Here is a 19,887-nt window from a genome sequence, read left to right as displayed (position 1 = left end):
GCGGGGTAGAGGCGGGTCGTCAGCGCGGCCCCGCCCTGCAGACCGAGGATCCCGCCGAGGACGAGCCCCGGGGCCGGCGCGGCGCCGAGTCCCCGGCCGAGGGCGAGCGTCGCGCGTGCGCGAGGAGTCAGGTGCTGACTGATGGTTATCGGGCTCCTTGTGCGAGTGCCCTCGCACCTTAGGGCGGCGCCCCCTTGATGATCAACGGTGGGGCGGGGGGAACGGTGCGCGGCGGTACGGCTTGGCGTGCTGTCGTGCGCGTCGGCTACTGCCCCGATTCCATGCCGCCCGGTGCGTTCTGCCGTCTGCTCACGGCCGTCGTCACACCCCGCCCGATCGCCTGGGTCTCGACCCTCGCGCCGGACGGCGAGACGGCGAACCTGGCCCCGCACTCGTTCTTCACCGTGGCCTGCACCGCTCCGCCCGTCGTCCAGTTCACGTCGGTCGGCTGGAAGGACTCGCTGCGCAACGTCGAGGAGACCGGCGAGTTCGTCGTCAACTTCGCCCCGGAACCGCTCTTCACCGAGATCAACGCGACCGCGACCGACTTCCCGCGCGACCAGGGCGAGTTCGAGGCGATGGGCATCGAGCGGGAGCCGTCGCTGCGGGTGCGGCCGCCCCGGGTGGCGGCGTCTCCGGTCGCCCTGGCGTGCACGCTGCACTCGACGCTCCGCCTCGGTGACTCGACGGTGGTGTTCGGCCGGGTCGTGCACGCCGCCGTCCATGAGGACGTGCTGCTGGACGGCCGGCCCGACATCGGCCGGCTGAGGCCGCTGTCCCGGCTGGGCGGGAACAAGTGGGGCACTGTGGGCGAGGTGCGCGAGCTGGCCCGGGTGCCGTACCGGGACCGCACCCTCGACTGAGCCGCCCGCCCTTTCCAGCTCGCGCGACCGATCCCCGCAAGCTCAGGACTGGGCCCCGGCTCTCAGGCAGGCACCAGCGCGAGGGGCACTCCCCGGCACGGGACCAGGCGCACGCCGTCGTGCACGCCGGGCCGGGCCGTGCCGAGCAGTTCGCCGAAGTCCGGGCCCCTGGCGAGGGATCCGGCCAGGTGGGCGGGGTCGGCGGAGGCGGCGCCCCGGCCGCGGGCGTTGACCAGATGGGCCGGGCGCGGCAGTCGTGGGAGGTCACCGGCCTCGCCCCCTTCGAGGGGGACGTGCACACCGTCTTCCGGGGCTGTGGCTCGCGGTCCTCCATCCCGGTTCGCTGGCGGCCCCGGCTGCGCCGTACCACGGCCTCGTACGGGGAAGCGGCCATGGACCTCGGCGCGACCAGCTTCCGCGCCTTCGCCGACGTCACCTTCCCGCTGGTCCGCTCCGCGCGGCCGGCCGGAGCGCTGCTCGCCTGCGCGCTCTCCTTCGACGAGATCGTGGTCACCACGTTCACCGCGGGCCCCTGGATCGGCACCCTCCCGATCTGCATCTTCGACAACATGGCCCGGCCGCAGCACGCACCGGTGGTGAACGTCGTGGCCGCGGTGCTCTTCCTGCCGTCGGTGATCCCGGTCTACGTCACCCGGCGGCTGCCGGCGGACACGGCGACGTCGAGCAGGGTGTGACCGGTGCGGGCGCCACCTGCGGCTGGAGGCACCGGCTCCCGACCGAGGCGGCCGTCAACTCCCTCCGTTATCCAGCCGGTTGGCTCCCCCATGAACGGGCAAAAGGCTGCTCCCACACCTTGACCGATGTTTGGTCCAGACCAATCATGGCCTAGACCAATAGCCCGGCCGGGCCGCACAGCGCGCCATCTCCGCACGACACCCGCTCGCACGCCTGTCGTTCGTTCGCTACCGGGAGTACCCGATGACACGTCCGAGACCCGTACGCGCCCTGCTCGCAGGCCTGGCCACACTGGCCGCCTCCGCAGGGCTCGCCCTGGGGGCCGGAGGCACCGCCCACGCGGCGACCCCGCTGCCCGCGCACGTCTTCGCGCCCTACTTCGAGGCCTACAACAGCAACAGCCCCGCCGCGCTCTCGCAGGCTTCCGGCGCCAAGTACCTGACCATGGCCTTCCTGCAGGCCGACAAGAAGGGCTCCTGCACCCCGTACTGGAACGGTGACACGAGCACGCCCGTCAGCCCCTCGGTGTTCGGCGCCGACTTCACCACCATCCGCTCGCGCGGCGGCGACGTGATCCCCTCCCTCGGCGGCTACGGGGCCGACAACGCGGGCACCGAGATCGCCGACAGCTGCGCGAACGTGGACTCCATCGCCGCGGCCTACGAGAAGATCATCACCACCTACGACGTCTCCCGGCTCGACATGGATGTCGAGGACAACTCCCTCACGAACACCGCCGGCATCGACCGCCGCAACCAGGCCATCAAGAAGGTCCAGGACTGGGCCGCCGCGAACGGGCGCTCGGTGCAGTTCTCGTACACCCTGCCGACCACGACGACCGGGCTCGCCGACAGCGGTCTCGCCGTGCTGCGCAGCGCGAAGAGCGCGGGCGCCAAGGTGGACGTCGTCAACATCATGACGTTCGACTACTACGACGGCGCCACGCACCACATGGCCACCGACACCGAGACGGCCGCGAGCGGACTGCACGACCAACTCGCCTCGCTGCACCCAGATCTGTCGGACAGTCAGCTGTGGAACATGGTCGGCGTCACGGAGATGCCCGGCGTGGACGACTACGGCCCGGCGGAGACGTTCACCACCGCCGACGCGACGACCGTGTACGACTGGGCGGTCTCCAAGGGCATCAACACCCTCTCCTTCTGGGCCCTGCAGCGCGACAACGGCGGCTGCCCCGGCGGCAGCGCCTCCGACACCTGCTCGGGCATCGCCCAGGACACCTGGTACTTCACCCACACCTTCGCACCCTTCACCGGCGGTACGACGACCCCGCCGGCCAACGACTTCTCGGTGTCCCTGTCCCCCGCCACCGCCTCGGTCGACCCTGGCGCCACCACGACGGCGTCGGTGAAGACGTCCGTGACCGCCGGCAGCGCCCAGTCCGTCGATCTGGCGGTGAGCGGCGCGCCGAGCGGAGTGACCGCCTCGCTGAGCCCGTCCTCGGTCACCGCGGGCGCAACCTCCACACTCACCGTGAAGAGCGCCACCTCCACGCCCCCCGGCACCTACACCCTGACCGTCACCGGCACGGCGGGCCCGACCCGGCACAGCTCCACGCTCACCCTGACGGTGAACGGATCCGGTGGCACGACCGCCCTCGCCAACGGCGACTTCGAGACCGGCTCACTCACGCCGTGGACCTGCGACACCGGGGCCGCGGTCGTCTCCTCCCCCGTGCACGGCGGCTCGCACGCGCTGAAGACCGCGCCCTCAGACTCGCAGACGGGCCAGTGCGCGCAGACCCTGACCCTGAAGCCCAACACCTCCTACACGCTGAGCGGTTGGGTGCAGGGTCCGTACGCCTACCTCGGCGTCAGCGGCGGCGCCACGGCCAGTACCTGGACCTCGTCCTCGTCCTGGTCGAAACTCACGGTGCCGTTCACGACCGGCTCCTCGGGCACGATCACCGTGTACGTGCACGGCTGGTACGGCCAGGGGGCGGTGTACGCCGACGACCTGAGCGTGAGCTGAGACGTCCTCATCCTGATCTGGTCCACCGCTCCACCCGGCCCCGCTCGGCGCTCACCGGCGGGGCCGGTCCATGCCCCGCTGGACCCCGCTGCCGGATCCGGCGTCCGGGCGCTGTCTTCCGTGAGCTGAAGGGATCCGAAGCCACTCCGAGGAGCCGCGCGGCAGGAGACGGTCGTGATCGAACTGGTCGCGGCGTTCGCCGTCGCGGGAGCGGCGGGCAACGCCGTGGGCACCGCCTTCCAGCGCAGGGCCGCGTCCGCCGGCAGCCGCGGCGGGCTCCGGCCGCTCGCGGAGCTGGTGCGCCGGCCTCCACCACCCAGCTGGCACACCGCACCGGATTGTCCCCGGCCGGGGCATCCCCATGCCTGACCGCATACCTGACCGCGCTGTGTGGCGCGGGCCTGGTCAGCGCCCCGCCGGGCCGGCCACTCCGTCCTCCACGCCCGTACCGCCGCCGCTGAGACGCTCCTCGAAGCCGCCTCCACCGCCTGAGCCCCGGTCCCCCTCCGAGGGACTTCCGGAGCCGACCGCTTGGCATCCCCCGAGGGCCGTGCCGTCAGCGCGGGTGCGTCAGGCGTACGTCCTCCACGCCCAGCAGGCCGAGGAGCGGGACCTTGCCGGTGTGCTGCCCGGGGTCGACGACGAGTCCCGAGCCGCGGACCAGGTCCAGCAGCAGTTCGGCGAGCGGCATCACCATGTGTCTGCCCCAGCAGCGTTCGGAGGAGTGGCCGAAGGGGAGGTAGCCCGGAGTCGTCTCGGGGTCGAGGTCGTCCCAGCGCTCGGGGCGGAAGGTGTCCGGGTCGTCCCACAGGGCAGGGTCGCGGTGGGACAGCAGCGGCAGCACCAGGACGTCGTCCCGCTCACCGATCCGGTCGTCCATGGCCGGGTACTCGGGCGAGGCGTTGCGCAGGATGTTCCACGAGGGCGGCAGCAGCCGCAGGGACTCAAGGATGATGCCGCGGTTGGGTGTGGCGTCGTCGAAGGGCGCACCGAGCCAGAGCGCGTTGGCCACCAGGGTCGAGACGGTGAAGCACACGGGGGCGGCGGCCCTGCGGTACATGCCCATGGCGTACCGGCGCTCCTGGTAGCCGGTGGCCCGCGCGGCCCGGCCCGCGAGACCGGTGAGCCGGCTGCTCGGCCGGGGCCAGCCGGGCAGCGCGGCGCCGATCGCGATCACCGACCAGGTGAGCTTCGGGGTGAGTTCGAGATTGCGGCTCATCAGCATGCGCAGCCGGTAGGGGTCCTGGCCGAGGATGAGGTCGCGCAGGAAGACGTGCCCGGTCAGCGGCCAGGAGCCCGCGAGGTCCACGTCCTTGGGCAGCGGTCCGGACAGTGCCTCACGCACGTCGTTGCCGATGGTGCGGGTGACCGTGGACGCCTCGGTGCGTGTGATGGAACGCCCGTGCAGCGGCTTGAAGGTGGGGCGCTCGGTCTCCGTCGCCCGGCGTGCGGCGAGGATGCGATCGGCGACCTCGTGTCCCGCGACGCCGATCGTGTCGGGTTCCAGCCGGAAGACGTCCTGTCCTGTGTGGGTGCCGATGAGCGCGGCGAGCCGCGGGGCGAACACGGTGGTGCGCGCACGCGTGGCGGAAGACGGCGGCATGGATGCTCCCGGTGGTGAACGGGCAGTCGGTGAAGGGCGCGAGAGGACCGGAGGCCGCGGTACGGCGTACCACCGCTGTCCGGCCGGGCCGTGACCACGCACGGCCGGCCGGACAACGACGTCACCTCACCTGTACGGCGAGGCGTCGGATCAGTACCAGAGATACCAGGCGTTCGCCTTGAGGCTCTTGGTGGCCGCGACCTTGTTGCGGATGGCGAAGAGAAGCTTCATCACTGCACCTCCTGGAGAGGGTGGACGGGCGGCACACGGCGACACCGGAGTCTGCTGGTGAAGATCGTGTGTCGATGGCTCCGGGAAACTTCCCTTGTCCGCCTGAGGGATAATCGCCGGAGGGATCAAAATCGTTCCTGCGTAGTCGATTTCAGACTTTCTTCGTTCACCGGCGCTCCGCTTTGACCACACGCCCCGCCGAGCACCCACCCTGCGCCTCTACTGCCCCTCGCATGCTGATGAGGCACCGTGCCGGCCGTCCGGATGCCGGACGGCTCGGTAGCGGGAGCGGACGCATGCCGGTTCGCCGTCCCGCGACGCACCGCCCGGAGATTGGCCGGATACACCTGCCGCCGAGCGCTGAACGACGCAACTCCCCCCCCGGTAGCTTTCGCCTTCCTACCGTCCCGCGATCCCGTCGATCCAGGACTGGAGGCGTTCACCCTGGACGGCCATCAGGCCGGGGTCGCGCAGGGTGTTGGTGAGGACGGACATGCCCTGGTAGGCGGCGACGAGTTCGACCGCGAGGGCGGCGGCGTCGGCGCGGCCGAGCTGGGTGAACTGGCCCTCCACCCAGGCGAGCAGGGCTCGCATGACCTGCGCGGCGGCCTGGTCCAGGCCGTCGTCCCGCTTGTCCAGCTCGGTGGCGAGGGTACCGAACGGGCAGCCGTAGCGAGCCGCGGTCTCGCGCTGGCCGACCCATCCGGCGACGAGCGCCTTCAGCCGGGCCACCGGATCCGGGAGGGCGTCCAACCGGCCGGTGAGCGCGTCGAGTTGCTCGCGGTGGGCGTCCACCGCGGCGTCGACGAGCTGGTCCTTGGTCTTGAAGTAGTAGTAGACGTTGCCGAGCGGCACCTCGGCCGCGCCGGCGATGTCGCCGAGGGTGGTCTTCTCCACGCCCTGCTCATGGAAGACCTGTACGGCTGCCTTCACCAGGCGCTCGCGCTTGCCGCCCCGGCCGCCACCCTGGCCGGATCGACCGGATCGGCTCGGCCGCGCGGCCCCGGCCGTCGCCGCGAATTCTGAGTCAGTCACCTGACTAAGGATAGACAACGGGTGCCACCACGGACTAACGTCTCGACTTAGTTAGTCAACTAACTCAGACGGGGAGATGCCATGATCGTTGTCACGGGTGCCACGGGGAACGTCGGACGGGCCCTGGTCGCCGCATTGAACGAGGGCGGGGAATCGGTGACGGCCGTCGCCCGGCGCATCGGGACGCAGGACGTTCCGCCAGGCACGCGGGCCGTCGCGGCCGATCTCGGGCAGCCGCAGAGCCTCGCTCCCGCACTGTCGGAAGCCAAGGCACTGTTCCTGCTGGTGGCCGGTGAGGATCCGGCCGGCATCCTGAGTCAGGCCGCCACGGCCGGGGTCGCCAAGGTGGTGTTGCTGTCCTCGCAGGGGGCTGGCACCCGGCCGGAGACATACGCACACGCGGCGCGCTTCGAGGCGGCCGTGGCCCAGTCGGGGTTGCCCTTCACCGTCCTGCGCTCGGGCGGACTGGCCTCCAACGCGCTGGCCTGGGCGGAGCCGATCCGCAGGCACCGCACCGCGGCGGCGCCCTTCGCCGATGTGGCACTGCCGTTCGTCGACCCGGACGATGTCGCCGCGGTGGCGGCGGCCGTGCTGCGCGGAGACGGACACGACGGCGCCATCTACACGCTGACCGGGCCGGAGCCCACCACTCCCCGGCAGCGGGCCGCCGCCATCGCCGCCGCGCTCGGCGAGACGGTGACATTCGTCGAGCAGAGCCGAGAGGAGGCCCACGCCCAGATGATCCGGTTCATGCCGGCCGCCGTCGCCGAGGGCACGCTAGCCGTCCTCGGCGCACCCACACCGCAGGAGCAAGAGGCCGGCACGGACGTGGAGCGTCTGCTCGGCCGCCCCGCGGCCCCCTTCTCCGCATGGGCGGCACGGAATGCGGCGGCGTTCCGCTGATCCTCCGCATGGCCCCTCAGGGCCGACCGGGTGACACAAGTGATGCTTGACAACACCTTTGCACGCCACACCGAAGCAGATCAGCCTATTTATACGTTTATCGTCCTTATGGTGCGGGTGTTGGAAGCTCGACCGAGGGGGGGTGCACAACGCGTCGTGGCAGGGCGCGGATGGGGATGGCAATGGGTGGAATCAGCCGCCGGAGTGTGGCACGCCTGGGGCTCGGCGTCGGCATCGGTGTGGCCGCCGCCTCCCTGGCGGCGTGCGGAGGACAGGACCAACCCAGCGGCTCGCCGGGGGGCCCGAAAGGGCAGGGCGCGGCACCCCCGCAACAGGCACCGCGGCTGATCGGGGACGGCTCGACGGCGTACACCGGACGGCAGCCGCACCAGCCGGAGCCGCCCACACCCCTCGAACCCGGCGAGACTCCCCCGCAGTTCGTGGTGTTCTCCTGGGACGGGGCGGGCGAGTTGGGCACCGGCCTGTTCCCGCGTTTCCTGGAGCTCGGCCGGACCCACGGCGCGCACATGACGTTCTTCCTGTCCGGGCTCTACCTCCTCCCGGAGGAGAAGAAACGGCTCTACGATCCACCGAACAACCCGGTCGGCGCCTCGGACATCGGCTACCTCACCGACGCCCACTTGAAGGAGACACTGAAGTACGTGCGCCAGGCCTGGCTCGACGGCCACGAGATCGGCACGCACTTCAACGGGCACTTCTGCGAAGGTCCCGGATCGGTGGCCAACTGGACTTCGGCGCAATGGCGTTCGGAGATCGAGCAGGCGCAAGCCTTCGTCACGTCGTGGCGCACGCACACCGGCTGGCACGACCATCCACCCCTCCCCTTCGACTACGACAAGGAACTCGTGGGCGGCCGCACCCCGTGCCTGCTCGGCCAGAGGAACCTGCTGCCGGTCGCGCGTGAACTCGGCTGGCGCTACGACGCCTCCTCGCCGGGCGGACTGCAACGCTGGCCCAGGAAGCGGCACGGCGTCTGGGACCTGCCGCTGCAGAGCATCCCGTTCCCCGGGCACTCGTTCGAGGTGCTGTCCATGGACTACAACATGCTGGCGAACCAGTCCAAGAACTCGACGCGGGCACCTTCCTACAACTACCCGTACTGGCGGGCCCAGGCGACACAGGCGTACCTGGCCGGGTTCCAGCGGGCGTACGAGACGAACCGGGCGCCGCTGTTCATCGGCAACCACTTCGAGCACTGGAACGGCGGCATCTACATGGACGCGGCCGAGGAGGCGCTCACACGGATCGCCGGCCGGGAGGATGTACGTCTGGTCTCCTTCCGCCAGTTCGTCGACTGGCTCGACGCCCAGGACCCCGCGGTCCTCACACAACTCCGCACCCTCCGGGTCGGCGAAAGACCGGACGCCGGCTGGGCAGCCTTCCTGCGCCCCGCCAAGAGGTCCTGACACAACCACCTGTCCGGGCCGGCGCCGGATCTGCCGGAAGCGATCGAGGCGCGTGGACAGCGCCTACCGCGCAGCGCATGACCGGGCCAGGCAACGGGCCATGAGCACGATCATCGGCGAGCAGCGCGTCTGCGACCCGGTGCAGCGGGAGAGACCTGGGCGGCGGAGAGTCGACCACGCCGGCCGTCGGCTCCGCATCCCGCCCCACCTTCTCGTCGACTTTGACACGCAGCCGGTGAGAGCCGTTTCACGGTCCCTTGGAGACTTCATGGAATAGTTTTTACATTCGAGGGTGGGTGCGGATAGGGTCCAGGATCGCAACAGATCGGGCCGCTGACCACGGCCCCTGAACACCTCAGCAAAGGGGGAACTTGAGGTTGAGGCACAGCCTGGCTGCCGCCACCGTGATACGAGCTACCTTCATCTCGGCTGCCACATGGCATTCCTTTCGATATGGGCTCCCGGTGCGCGAGCGCATGGTGCCTCGGTCGTGGTCCGGACGGGGCGCACGCTCTCGGACTTGCTCTTTGATGTCGTCTCGGGCTGCTCTGTTCACCGTGCTGCTCCTCACCGTCGGGACCGCCTGCACGAGTTCCGACGGTCGTCCCGACGAATCCGCCAGACCCGGTGCGGCTTCGGCAGGGGACGCCCTGTTTCCCACGTTGGGCAACCGCGGCTACGACGTCGCGCATTACGAGTTGACACTCGACTACGTCCCGGAGACCAACGACCTGGCGGTACCGCGGTGATCACAGCCCGGGCCGAACAGCCGCTGAGCCGCTTCTCCCTCGACCTCGCGGGCCTGCGCGTGCGCGACGCGAGCATCGACGGAGCCGACGCCGAGGTGAGCAGCAAGAAGAACAAGCTCACCCTCACGCCCGCTCATCCGCTCAAGACCGGCGCGACCTTCACGACCACCATCCATTACTCCGGCACCCCGAAGATGATCACTGCTGCGGACGACGACGTGGAGGGGTGGATCGAAACCGACGACGGCGCGGCGGCGCTCGGAGAACCGACAGGCTCGATGACCTGGTTCCCGGGCAACCATCATCCGTCCGACAAAGCTCTGTACGACATCACCATCACCGTCCCCAAGGGCTACACAGCGGTCAGCAACGGCGAACTGACCGGGATACGGGACAAGGGACGGCGTACGACGTCGCGTTGGCATATGGGTGAGCCGATGGCCAGCCATGTCGCGACCGTCGTAGTGGGCAGCTTCGACATATCCACCACGACCACCACGCAGGGGCTGCCGGTACACATCGCCATCGACCCCGACGAGGTCGAGGACTCCCCCGACATGACCGAGCTGGTCCCCGAGGTCATCGACTGGGCGAGCAGCCGGTTCGGCCGGTATCCCTTTGCCGTCACCGGGGCGATCGTCGATCATCTCCCCGATCTGGAGTACGCGCTGGAGACCCAGACCAAGCCGTACTTCGAGAAGGCCCCCGGCGAAACGCTGGTCGTGCACGAACTTGCCCATCAATGGTTCGGGAACTCCGTCACACCGCGCTCCTGGCAGGACATGTGGCTCAGCGAAGGGTTCGCCACCTACGCCGAATGGCTCTGGCAGGAAGACCAGGATGACACGACCGCCGACGAGACCTTCGGCGCCTTCTACGACGGCACCCACCCCGAAAGCGAGGGGATCTGGGACTTCCCACCAGCGCAACCCCCAAGCGCGAAGCAGGTGTCCGACTCTCCCGTCTACGGACGTGGGGCCATGACCCTCCACCGTCTCCGCGAAACCGTCGGCGACACAAGCTTCTTCACCATTTTGAAGAAGTGGACCGAGCAACACCGACACGGCAACGCCCACACCACCCAGTTCATCAAGCTGTGCGAGAAAGAGTCCGGCATGGATCTGACCGGCCTGTTCGACACCTGGCTCTACAGCAGGGAAAAGCCGACTCTCGCATAGCCGTATCCGTCGGCTGCCGAGCGCCGGGGAGAGCGAGTCGAGGTGCCGTCCCTGCGGCCGCGGGAGCGGGTTCGGCGCCTGGGGTCTCCTCGTCCATGGAGTCGGACCAGCACGCGGAAGGCTGCGGGCACCTGACACGCGGCTTTGCGTGTCCACGTGAGTTTCTTGGTCAGAACACGGCACGGACGTCCGCTTCCGTACACGTTCGGCCCTTCGGATGTCCCCGCACGGACCGCATGCCGCCCCCCTCCCGCACTGCCTGAGGAGCACCCTTGATCCGACGTTCGGCCCGTCCGGCCCGTCCGGCACGCACAGTCACCGCGGCAGCCGCCGCGCTCGCCGCCACCAGCGCGCTCACGGCCACGGCCATCGAGCCCGCCGCGGCGCACACGCCCGGACACCAGGCCGCCGCCCGGCACGTCCTGCTGCTGTCGGTCGACGGCCTGCACCAGTCCGACTTGGCCTGGTACATCGCCCGCCACCCGCAGTCGGCGCTCGCGCGGCTCGTGGGCGGTGGCGTGGAGTACACACACGCGAGAACCACCATCCCCTCGGACTCGTTCCCCGGCATGGTCGGCCAGCTCACCGGCGGCAACCCGGGCACCACGGGCGTCTACTACGACGACGGCTATGACGCCGCCCTGCTCCCGGCCGGCACCACCAAGTGCGCGGGCGCCAAGTCCGGCGCCGAGGTCGACCTCACCGAGGACCTCGACAAGAACAAGGACTCCATCGACGCGGGCCAGGGCCTGACCGGACTGCCCGGCAGCATCCTGAAGATGACCGGTCACGCCGCGAGCCTCATCGACCCGACGAAGCTGCCGGTCGACCCGAAGTCCTGCGCGCCGGTGTCCCCGCACGCGTACCTGCGGGTGAACACGGTCTTCAACGTGGCCCGCAAGGCCGGGCTGCGGACCGCGTGGTCCGACAAGCACGTGGCGTACGACATCCTCAACGGCCCCTCGGGCAACGGCATCCAGGACCTGTTCGCCCCCGAGATCAACAGCACCGCCACCGGCTACCCCGCGGGCGACGACTGGACCAAGGACAACGCGGCGACCGAGCAGTACGACGGCTACAAGGTGCAGGCCGTGCTCAACGAGATCGACGGCTACGATCACAGCGGCACCCACAAGGCCGGCACCCCGGCGATATTCGGCATGAACTTCCAGTCCGTGTCGACCGCCCAGAAGCTGCCCGCCTCCGACGGGCTGGCCGGCGGCTACAAGGCAAAGGGTGTGCCCGGACCGCTGCTGGAGAAGAACCTCGCCTTCGTCGACAAGGAAGTCGGCGCGTTGGTCGCCGAACTCCGCAAGCGGCACCTGGACAGCAGCACCACGGTCGTCCTGTCCGCCAAGCACGGCCAGTCGCCGACCGACCCGAAGGCGCTCACCCGCATCGACGACGGCCCCCTCCTGGACGGCCTCAACGCCGCCTGGAAGAAGGCCCACCCGGGCTCCGGCGACCTGGTCGCACACGCCGTGGACGACGACGCCATGCTGATCTGGCTCACCGACCGCTCGAAGGCCGCCACCGACTTCGCCAAGGCGTATCTGCTCGCCCAGGCCGGCACCGGCAACGGCATCGACGGCAACGCCAAGCCCTTCACGGCGAGCGGCCTGCGCACCCTGTACGCGGGCGCGGACGCCGCCCGGTACTTCCATGTGAAGCCGGGCGACTCCCGGGTGCCTGACCTGTTCGGTATCAGCCAGTACGGCGTCGTCTACACCGGCGGCAAGAAGAAGATCGCCGAGCACGGCGGCTCCCACGCCGACGACCTCGATGTCCCGCTCGTCGTCTCCGGCGCCGTCACCCCGCACGACGTCCGGTTCGCCGCCCCGGTCGAGACCACCCAGATCGCCCCGACGATCCTGCGGCTCCTCGGGCTCGACCCGCGGGCCCTGGACGCCGTACGCGCCGAGCACACACCCGCACTGCCCGTGCGCTGACCTCACGGTCTGCGGGCTGGGGAGCCGCTCGCCGGGCTCCCCAGCCCCTGGCCGGTCCGCACACAGGCCGCGGATCCCCGGGCGCAGACGACACGGCCGCAGGTGGATGAGGGGGCCCTGAAGGCGCAGATCGCCAAAGGGCTTTGACAGCCCGTGGGGATTCACGGTGCGCTCGCGGGCATCCGACCGCACCGCGACCCTGCCGCTGACCTCCGACATTTGACCGTGAGGCGCTCAGGCACCGGAACACTGTCGGCGCCCGGCTCATAGCGCTGTGATCAGCAGATGCGCGGCCAGTGCAGTGATCAGTGTGCTGGAGCCAAGGGCGGTCATGAGTCGCCCTCGGGTGCCGGTCAGTGTTCGGCCGAGCAGTGCTCCGCCGCTTGCCAGGAACAGCTGCCAGCTTGCGGATGCGACGAAGGCCGCGAGAACGAACGCGGCTTGCTGGAAGTGGTTCTGAACGGCTGTGCTCCGACTGCCCAGCACGAGTGCCGCGAAGTAGATCACGGTCATGGGGTTCATCATCGTGATCCCCAAAAGGCCCGCATAGGCCCGCGCCGGGCTGAGGGGGACCTCATCGGTCCGGGTTGTCGGCTTGTGCTCGCGATGGCGGCGGATCGCCGAGACGCCACTGCGGACTGCCAGTACGAGCAGTACAAGGGCCGAGACATACCGCAGGGGAAGCATGATCGGCTTGATCGTCGGGACCAGGGCGGCGCCGCCGAACGCCGCGATCAGTGCATACAGGCCGTCTGCGGTCGCGACGCCCAGCGCGGCACAGGCGCCGATTTTCAAGGACGTCCGAGCGGTCAGAGCCACGAGATAGGTCGCGACCGCTCCCACCGGGACGGCGATGCCGTATCCGGCAAGGAGTCCCGCGGCCAGGGCCCCGATCATGCGGGCAGGAGCGTCGGCCTTCGCGGTCGGCCCGGCTGCTGGACTCGCACCGATCGCTCGGCGGAGGGCAACGGCAGCAAGGCGGTGGTCGTGGTCATAGCCAGATCTTGTGGGTCATGCGGCTGCCCGGGCAATCCAATTTCCGACGACACGGGTGGTGGTCCGGCAACGCGAGCGGTCGCTGTTCGACACCGACGTGCCCTAGAGTCGCCGCATGCGACGAGGGACGGGACTGGCGGTCGCCGGAGCAGCAGCCCTGGCCTGGGGCGAGTGGTTGAACTGGCGCTGGTCTCGCGCTCTCATGGGGAGCGGAGGGGGTGCTTCCGAGGCCGTGGTCGTGCTGGGTTACCGAAACCCCCAAGCGACGGCGAACTTGATCAACCGCTGGCGAGTCCGTGCTGGACTTCGCTCGATCACCGGCGACCGTGCGCGTGACACTCGGGTGATCTTCAGCGGCGGTGCGACCAGCGGCGGCGCTGCGGAGGCGCAGTTGATGGCCGACTACGCGAAGTCGGCGCTCGGGTTCGACGGCGCAGTGCTCCTCGAAGACCAGAGCAGGACGACATGGGAGAACGTCATGAACGTGACCCCACTGATCGAGGACGCCGACCGCATCAAAATCGTCTCCCAACCGGCGCACGCGCTCAAGGCCCGCGCGTACTTGCGGCAACAGCGCCCTGATCTTGCCGAGAAGCTCGTGCGCGCGGACGATTACCGCCCCGGCGAGTGGATGATCGTCAAACCGCTGCTGGCTCTGTACGGACTGTGGACACTCCGCGGCCAGCGAGCGACATACTCCACATCTCCCGCAGCCCGCTGAAGTCCCAGCCGCAGCGTCCCGGCCTCGACCCTGTGCGTCGGCTGCGGGGCTGAACGCCGTCATGTAGGGGAAAGCGCGGTCGGCGGCATGGCGACCGTACCCGAAGGCCGCGGAACCCGTTTGGCGGTGCTCGGTGGCATGTGCCGGCGCTGGTCCACGCCCGCTCAGCGGGCGCTGCGCCCCGTCGGGCGCTCCCGCGGTCTGCTGATGGTGGAGCGCACCGTCCGGCGTGCCGAGCTCCGCGGCGGCCCGCAGCCGGCCTGAGCCGGCGCCGGGCAGCAACGCCCGGATCGTGGGCCCCTGCTCGGTTCGCGGGACCGTACTCGGTTGGCCCTGTGCCGACGCGACACCCCAACCGCCCAGCAGGTGACGGCAGTACCACTCTTCGTCAAAGTCGTTTCGACATGGCTTCGGTAGTCGCCCTCGGCACTTCGCCTCCAGCGACCGTGGAGGGCGCCTTTCGGGCCCGCCACGGGTGGTTTCATGTGCGGATCGGTGCCGGGCACCGCCTTTCGTCCGCCTTGTCGGACCGCGACGGCGGTGGGAAGCGGGGCCTCGACGCCGGTCGGCGGCGGTCGCCGCCGGGAGCAGTTGTCAGCCCCTGTGGACCTTCAGCGCCGTCCGGACGGCGGATTCGAGGGTGGCTTCGATCCAGGCGGGCTTGATGGACGTGTGGTCTCCTGCGAAATGCAGCGGCCCTTCGGAGGCGGGGATGTCGGGGATCAGTTCCGTGTGCTGGCCGGGGAACAGCACGGATGCCTCCCCGTAGGCGTAGTGGTCACGCATCCACGACTGGGTCTTGCACTTGGTGGTGAAGAAGACCTCGCAGCGCCGGCCGTAGATGGCCTGTACTCCGGCGAGCGCACGCAGGTATCGCTCGTCGTCGGCGTAGGCGTCCCACTTGAGAGCGTCGACGGACCAGTTGTAGGAGGCGAGGGTGACGCCTCGGTGGCCGATTTCCGTACGCCCCCGAGTGCTCGAAGTAGACGAAGCGGTTGGCGTTGTCGCTCACGGAGCCGCCGCCGCGGGTATGTGCGGCTTCGGACTCGCCACTCATGACGGGGCGGAAGGCGGCGAAGCACTTCCTGAGTTCGTCGGGGACCGTCACGCCGAGGTCCTTCACGGACTTGTGCGCGCCGAGGTACATGCCGTCCTCGACCCGGCCCGCCTTGTACTTGTCGTAGAGCTTGTCCTCGATGGAGTCGCCTCGACCGGGCCGTCCGCGGCCAGTTCCTCAGCCGCCGCCGACAGTTCCGCGAGGCACGCCTCGTCGTGAATCACCAGCCCGGCGAAGACGGAGGCGGTCCGCCGCTCGGAGGACAGTCGGTCGTTGGGCAGGCAGCAGTGGTGCCAGTGCCTGTCGCTGATCCTGGAGAGGGGTCGCTGAGTGACCGTCACCAGGTGACACGATGCGACGATGATCTCTTCGACACCTGCCGTAGTGCCTGCAGGCCGGATGAACCAGATCGAACAACCCGTGTTGCGGCTCATCGCAGAGCACGTGGAACTACGTCCATGGCGACAGGACGATGCCCAGACCCTCGTGGACGCCAGTCTCGACCCGGATATTCAGCAGTGGAGCCGCCCAGGGCGTGACGTCTCCCTGGATGACGCCCGAGCGAAGATCGCACGCTGGCATGTCTTCTACTCGGCCGGCAGCGCCCTCGGTGCCGTCGGATCCTCACTCGTGTACGCGGCCGCCGGGTGCACAGGGGTGTCCGCCCTGGGCATGGCATTCAGCTGCACAGCCGGACGGCTCCGCCTTCCGCGACAGACGACTGAAATGGCCAACTGGAGGGTTCTTGCCGCGTTTCCGTGACACCTGCGGCGAGTGCATCGTGGCCTGTACCTCGTCGACCCGACGGGGCTGAGCGTTTCGCTGCGGTCCAGGAGGGCTCGGGTGCGGCGTCGGCAAGCCGCGTTTCAAAGTCGCCTTTTGGGGGACCCTTCCGGCAATTCAGCCGCCTTAACAGTGGACAGCGCCGTGAACTCCGCCCACGCGCGCCGCACCGCGGTCGTCGGCGCCGACACGGAGATCGACCACGGCCGGCTGCGCGGGGTGTTCCTGGAGTCCGTCGTCGAGGGCACCGTCCGGTGGGGCTGCGCTGTCCGCTCGGGGACGGTACGTGGCGCCTGCTCCTCGACGACGGCACCATGCTGGCGACGGCCGACAGTGAGGTCCCGTTCGCCCAACGCAACAGCAGCGGCCATCCGCGTGCACATCGCCTTCCGCGCCTCGCAGAACTGGCATCCGTCCCTGATCTGGCTGCCCTGCCATGGCAGATGCAATACGGCAACTGACAGGTTCTGACCGCACTTCAGTACTCCGCATCGTGCGGTGCATCCTGATCGGTTCGTCGAGATGCGGGCCCGCCATAACCGGTGTGATGCCACGATGAGTTGGCATCGCACCCGTACCTGTAACCATCCAGAGGGGGCATCATGTTCCAAGGCTCCGCCCAGCCCGGCCGTCCCGTCGATCGCATCTGGCTGGAGACCCTACGGGAGTTCGGCCGCCCGGTGGCTGTCCTCGCGCGGCCCGAGCCCGGCTGGCGCCGCCTGGTGGGCCAGGGGCAGGTCGACGGCCTCCTCCAGCGTCTCGACCTCGGATATTACGAGGAGCACACCATGCTGGTTCAGGTCACCACCCAGCGGCGCCTGCCCGAGCACATCCGTGTGTTCTCGACCCTGGAGCCCGATGCAGTCCTGGGTGAGGTCCTTTACAACTCATCGCCCGACGGACCGATCTCGCTGCCCGACGTACTGACTGCCGGGACAGGCCAACTGGTCGTGAACGGAGCGGCGTTCGAGGCGCGGCGGTTCACGTGTGGCAACCACATCGCCACGCTCGCCGAGATCGGGGAGGAGACGGTTGCGGTCGTCAGCACGGCGGCCCTCCACGATCGGGCCGTCCACCTGACCCTCGCTACCACCGCCATCCCCGGCTGAGAAGGAGCACCGGCCGCCGCGGCATCCAGCGCCGCCTGCTCAAGCCGGGGCCGGCACGTTCCAGAGTTCATCCTGGCCTGTACCTCATAGAGCCAGCCCTTCACGGCGGCGCGGTCAGGACCCAGGATTCTGACTACACGAAATCACCCGGCCGGACCTTGCGCAGGGCCTTGACCGGCCCACCGCGGTGGTCGGCGATGACCGGACGGCCCCCGCCCGGGACGCGGGCCCGCAGGCTGTGCAGGAACTCGCTCCAGAACGGCTCACTCTCTCTGTCGCCGACCATCAGCCTCAGGTGAACCGGTGCGGGAGTCAGCGGTTGGTCACCGGGGTGTCAGTGGTGGGTGCTTGTCTGGTCCGGTCGGGGCACCCGCCGCCGGGGATGCCGGGTGGCGCGGGTATTCGTACGCGATGTAGGGGGAGGACCATGCCCGGTGCATACTCCAGTGTGCTCGACTGGCCGCTGGCCCGCGTGTGTCCGATGTCGCCGCCGCCGGCCCTTGGTGTGGTTCGTGACGGCCCTCCGACGCTGGTCCGTCTGCCAGCGGGCGCCGGTGAGGAACAGCTGGTCTGGTTGATCACCCGCTACGAGGATGTGAAGGCCGCCATCAAGGACCCCCGGCTGAGCGCCGATGAGACCCGGCCCGGCTTTCCGTTGCGGATCCCCGTGCCCGCCGACGGCCGACCGAGCGGATTCCTGCGCATGGACGATCCGGAACACAGTCGGCTGCGCAGGATGGTCGCCCCGGAGTTCACCGTGCGCCGGGTGCGCGCGCTACGGCCCCGGATCCAGGAGTTGACCGACCAGACGGCCGACGCGCTGGCAGCCGGTCCGCAACCCGCGGACCTGGTACGGGACTTCGCCGGCAAGGTGTCGGCGCTGGTCATCGCCCGGCTGCTGGGGATCCCGGACGAGCACACCGCGTTCTTCCTGGAGCAGACCCAGATCCTGCTCATGGACAGTGACCCGGCGGTCTCACTGGCTGCGCACCATCGGATCATCGCCTTCCTCGACGAGCAAGCGCGTGCCAAGGAGTACGACCCGGGTGACGACCTGGTCAGCCGTCTCGTCCTCAACCACGTGGCCACCGGCGAACTCGACCGCGCCGATCTCCTGGGAGTCCTCAAACTCCTGCTCATCGCCGGCCACGAGTCGACCGCCACGCAGATCGCGGTCAGCACGTTGAGCCTGCTGACCGACGACGGGCTGCGCGCCGAGGTCCTCACCGAGAGCGGGGCGCTCTTGCCGAAATTCGTGGAGGAGTCGATGCGCTTCTGGTCGATCATCCAGGACGGCGTCGTGCGCCAGGCCACCGAGGACCTGAGGATCGGCGAGACCCTGGTCAGAGAGGGCGAGTCGGTGATGATCAGCCTGCTCGCCGCCAACCACGACGCCTCCGTCTTCCCCGACCCCGCACGCCTCGACATCCACCGCGATGCCTCCGGCCATCTGCTGTGGGGTCATGGCTCCCACTTCTGCCTCGGCGCGTCGCTGGGCCGACTGGAGGTGACACTCGCCCTCGGCTCCCTCTTCACCAGGCTGCCGTCCCTCCGCCTGGCCTGCGAGGCGTCTCGGCTCCGTTTTCGTGAGAACCCCGTCTTCCACTGCCTTGCCGAGCTGCCCGTGGCCTGGTGACCGACTGCCCGAAGCGCTCGCAGCGACGACCTCGGTGCGGACGCCGCGGAACTCAACAGCCGCCCGCGCAAAGCGCTCGGCCGGGAAATCCGGCTGAGCGCCTGCACAAACGGCGCGCCGCCCGGCCCCACGTACTGTCGTCGAGCGTGACCGACCGGGTGGTCGTGGACACCGGCCGCCCGCCGGTCGAAGTCCCCGTCGGCTTGAAGTGGGGACCACCGACAGGACGGCATGGTCCTCGTCCTGCTCACCAAGCTGTCCTCGCGCCAGGTCACCGCCGAGACGCTCACCGGAGAGCCTGCCATCATGGTGTTCACCGACGCGCCCGGCCACGGCGCCGCCCCCGGCGGCATCAAGGGTGACCATCACCGCCAACGCATGGTTCCCGGCCCGCCCTTGGGGAGGAAGCCGAGTCCATGGTGCTGGCTACGCTCGGCGCCTGACGCGACAAGAGAGGGCAGGGGTGGACGAGGCCGTGGTGACGGCGCTGATCACCGCGGGCGCCGCCATCGAGGGCGGAGCGCTGACAGGGGTGTTCGCCCTCGCCTCCACCAAGCGCCAGGCCGCAGCCTCCTGCGCGGCGGGCGAGCGCCAGGCGGCCGCCGCGTGGGAGGCCTGACGGCAACAGGCGGCCGCCGCCTGGGGCGCCGGGCCGCTCCAGGCCTCGGCCCAGCTCGGCGTCGCCCGCCGGACCCTCACCGAACAGACGCTCGCGGGTCAGCGGGCGGTGCGCCGCTGGGAGATGGGCCCGGACCAGTGGTTCACCGCTCCCGAGCACGCCGTGCTGACAGCGCGGCCGTCGAGGCACGCAGACTCGGCCACGCCAGCGCCGTACCGGCGCGGCTGCCGCTGGAGGCCGCGGCTGGGTTCATGGACTCCACCGCCCGTGCGACCGCGGGCAGGGGGTGGTTCCCTGTGGCCATCAGCGGGCTGACGACGGCAGGACGCGGCCCGGCTCC

Annotated in this window: 21 protein-coding genes and 1 pseudogene; 15 read left to right on the top strand and 7 right to left on the bottom strand. The window is 69.7% G+C overall.

Translation table 11 applies throughout. The features are described from left to right. Positions 1-254 precede the first annotated feature (254 nt). A complete protein-coding gene (locus tag AV521_RS03525) occupies positions 255-863 on the top strand; it encodes a flavin reductase family protein (RefSeq protein WP_076083042.1) in 609 nt (202 codons plus the stop codon). A gap of 62 nt (positions 864-925) precedes the next feature. On the opposite strand, the gene AV521_RS03520 is transcribed toward AV521_RS03525, so the two are convergent. Beyond that, entirely contained in the window at positions 926-1,162 is a 237-nt protein-coding gene (locus AV521_RS03520) for a hypothetical protein (RefSeq protein ID WP_371916992.1), read from the bottom strand. 54 nt (positions 1,163-1,216) lie between these two features. Between AV521_RS03520 and AV521_RS03515 the strand changes: the two are divergent. Together AV521_RS03515 and AV521_RS03510 are read left to right on the top strand one after the other, a co-directional pair. Next, positions 1,217-1,558, top strand: a pseudogene (locus tag AV521_RS03515) (ABC transporter permease); the annotation flags it as partial. A gap of 244 nt (positions 1,559-1,802) precedes the next feature. Next, positions 1,803-3,551, top strand: a complete 1,749-nt coding sequence (locus tag AV521_RS03510) for a carbohydrate binding domain-containing protein (protein WP_076083039.1) — start codon at positions 1,803-1,805, stop codon at positions 3,549-3,551. Positions 3,552-4,107: 556 nt separating this feature from the next. Here AV521_RS03510 and AV521_RS03500 read toward each other — a convergent pair. From AV521_RS03500 to AV521_RS03495, 3 genes are all read right to left on the bottom strand, one after another. After that, complete coding sequence (locus AV521_RS03500) at positions 4,108-5,154, bottom strand: cytochrome P450 (protein ID WP_076083033.1); 1,047 nt, start codon at positions 5,152-5,154, stop codon at positions 4,108-4,110. Between the two features lie 150 nt (positions 5,155-5,304). Next, the gene (locus tag AV521_RS52540) at positions 5,305-5,385 is read right to left on the bottom strand and encodes a tryptorubin family RiPP precursor (protein ID WP_351032151.1); all 81 of its coding nucleotides are present in this window, start codon (positions 5,383-5,385) and stop codon (positions 5,305-5,307) included. Between the two features lie 399 nt (positions 5,386-5,784). Further along, on the bottom strand, positions 5,785-6,318 hold the full coding sequence (locus tag AV521_RS03495) for a TetR/AcrR family transcriptional regulator (RefSeq protein WP_218639335.1): 534 nt from the start codon (positions 6,316-6,318) through the stop codon (positions 5,785-5,787). A gap of 183 nt (positions 6,319-6,501) precedes the next feature. Here AV521_RS03495 and AV521_RS03490 point away from each other — a divergent pair, with 183 nt between their 5' ends. From AV521_RS03490 to AV521_RS03470, 5 genes are all read left to right on the top strand, one after another. Continuing rightward, on the top strand, positions 6,502-7,323 hold the full coding sequence (locus AV521_RS03490; RefSeq protein ID WP_076083031.1) for an SDR family oxidoreductase: 822 nt from the start codon (positions 6,502-6,504) through the stop codon (positions 7,321-7,323). Between the two features lie 182 nt (positions 7,324-7,505). Beyond that, on the top strand, positions 7,506-8,750 hold the full coding sequence (locus AV521_RS03485) for a hypothetical protein (protein ID WP_076083028.1): 1,245 nt from the start codon (positions 7,506-7,508) through the stop codon (positions 8,748-8,750). A 530-nt stretch (positions 8,751-9,280) separates the two neighbouring features. Then, entirely contained in the window at positions 9,281-9,499 is a 219-nt protein-coding gene (locus AV521_RS50430; protein ID WP_256725411.1) for a hypothetical protein, read from the top strand. After that, positions 9,496-10,677, top strand: a complete 1,182-nt coding sequence (locus tag AV521_RS03475; RefSeq protein ID WP_256725410.1) for a M1 family metallopeptidase — start codon at positions 9,496-9,498, stop codon at positions 10,675-10,677. The genes AV521_RS50430 and AV521_RS03475 overlap by 4 nt, the downstream gene beginning before the upstream one ends. Before the next feature lie 272 nt (positions 10,678-10,949). Then, positions 10,950-12,626, top strand: a complete 1,677-nt coding sequence (locus tag AV521_RS03470) for an alkaline phosphatase family protein (protein WP_256725409.1) — start codon at positions 10,950-10,952, stop codon at positions 12,624-12,626. Positions 12,627-12,890: 264 nt separating this feature from the next. On the opposite strand, the gene AV521_RS03465 is transcribed toward AV521_RS03470, so the two are convergent. Beyond that, complete coding sequence (locus AV521_RS03465; protein ID WP_076083022.1) at positions 12,891-13,523, bottom strand: LysE family transporter; 633 nt, start codon at positions 13,521-13,523, stop codon at positions 12,891-12,893. 214 nt (positions 13,524-13,737) lie between these two features. Here AV521_RS03465 and AV521_RS03460 point away from each other — a divergent pair, with 214 nt between their 5' ends. Together AV521_RS03460 and AV521_RS49065 are read left to right on the top strand one after the other, a co-directional pair. Beyond that, positions 13,738-14,343 (top strand): YdcF family protein, encoded by a 606-nt coding sequence (locus AV521_RS03460; protein WP_076083020.1) that lies wholly within the window; start codon positions 13,738-13,740, stop codon positions 14,341-14,343. A gap of 87 nt (positions 14,344-14,430) precedes the next feature. Further along, complete coding sequence (locus AV521_RS49065; RefSeq protein WP_179022798.1) at positions 14,431-14,607, top strand: hypothetical protein; 177 nt, start codon at positions 14,431-14,433, stop codon at positions 14,605-14,607. 330 nt (positions 14,608-14,937) lie between these two features. On the opposite strand, the gene AV521_RS50425 is transcribed toward AV521_RS49065, so the two are convergent. Continuing rightward, a complete protein-coding gene (locus tag AV521_RS50425) occupies positions 14,938-15,300 on the bottom strand; it encodes an FAD-dependent oxidoreductase (RefSeq protein ID WP_256725425.1) in 363 nt (120 codons plus the stop codon). Between the two features lie 460 nt (positions 15,301-15,760). Here AV521_RS50425 and AV521_RS47475 point away from each other — a divergent pair, with 460 nt between their 5' ends. The 3 genes from AV521_RS47475 (at position 15,761) to AV521_RS03440 (ending at position 17,292) form a co-directional block, all read left to right on the top strand. Then, entirely contained in the window at positions 15,761-16,162 is a 402-nt protein-coding gene (locus AV521_RS47475) for a GNAT family N-acetyltransferase (protein WP_143658566.1), read from the top strand. 165 nt (positions 16,163-16,327) lie between these two features. Then, positions 16,328-16,654, top strand: a complete 327-nt coding sequence (locus AV521_RS48550) for a hypothetical protein (protein ID WP_143658565.1) — start codon at positions 16,328-16,330, stop codon at positions 16,652-16,654. A 131-nt stretch (positions 16,655-16,785) separates the two neighbouring features. After that, positions 16,786-17,292, top strand: a complete 507-nt coding sequence (locus tag AV521_RS03440; protein WP_076083014.1) for a hypothetical protein — start codon at positions 16,786-16,788, stop codon at positions 17,290-17,292. A 133-nt stretch (positions 17,293-17,425) separates the two neighbouring features. Here the strand turns inward: AV521_RS03440 and AV521_RS47470 are convergent, their stop codons facing one another. Further along, positions 17,426-17,578, bottom strand: a complete 153-nt coding sequence (locus AV521_RS47470; protein ID WP_107480787.1) for a hypothetical protein — start codon at positions 17,576-17,578, stop codon at positions 17,426-17,428. A gap of 141 nt (positions 17,579-17,719) precedes the next feature. Between AV521_RS47470 and AV521_RS03435 the strand changes: the two genes are divergently transcribed. Together AV521_RS03435 and AV521_RS50420 are read left to right on the top strand one after the other, a co-directional pair. Beyond that, positions 17,720-18,928, top strand: coding sequence for a cytochrome P450 (locus AV521_RS03435; RefSeq protein ID WP_076083012.1), 1,209 nt, complete (start codon positions 17,720-17,722; stop codon positions 18,926-18,928). A gap of 463 nt (positions 18,929-19,391) precedes the next feature. Next, positions 19,392-19,547 (top strand): hypothetical protein, encoded by a 156-nt coding sequence (locus AV521_RS50420; RefSeq protein ID WP_256725429.1) that lies wholly within the window; start codon positions 19,392-19,394, stop codon positions 19,545-19,547. Positions 19,548-19,887: the final 340 nt, after the last annotated feature.

It is taken from the genome of Streptomyces sp. IMTB 2501 (assembly GCF_001953885.1).
GTDB lineage: Bacteria > Actinomycetota > Actinomycetes > Streptomycetales > Streptomycetaceae > Streptomyces.
Note: the sequence above shows the minus strand (reverse complement) of the source record. Positions and strands in the feature narration are given on the sequence as shown.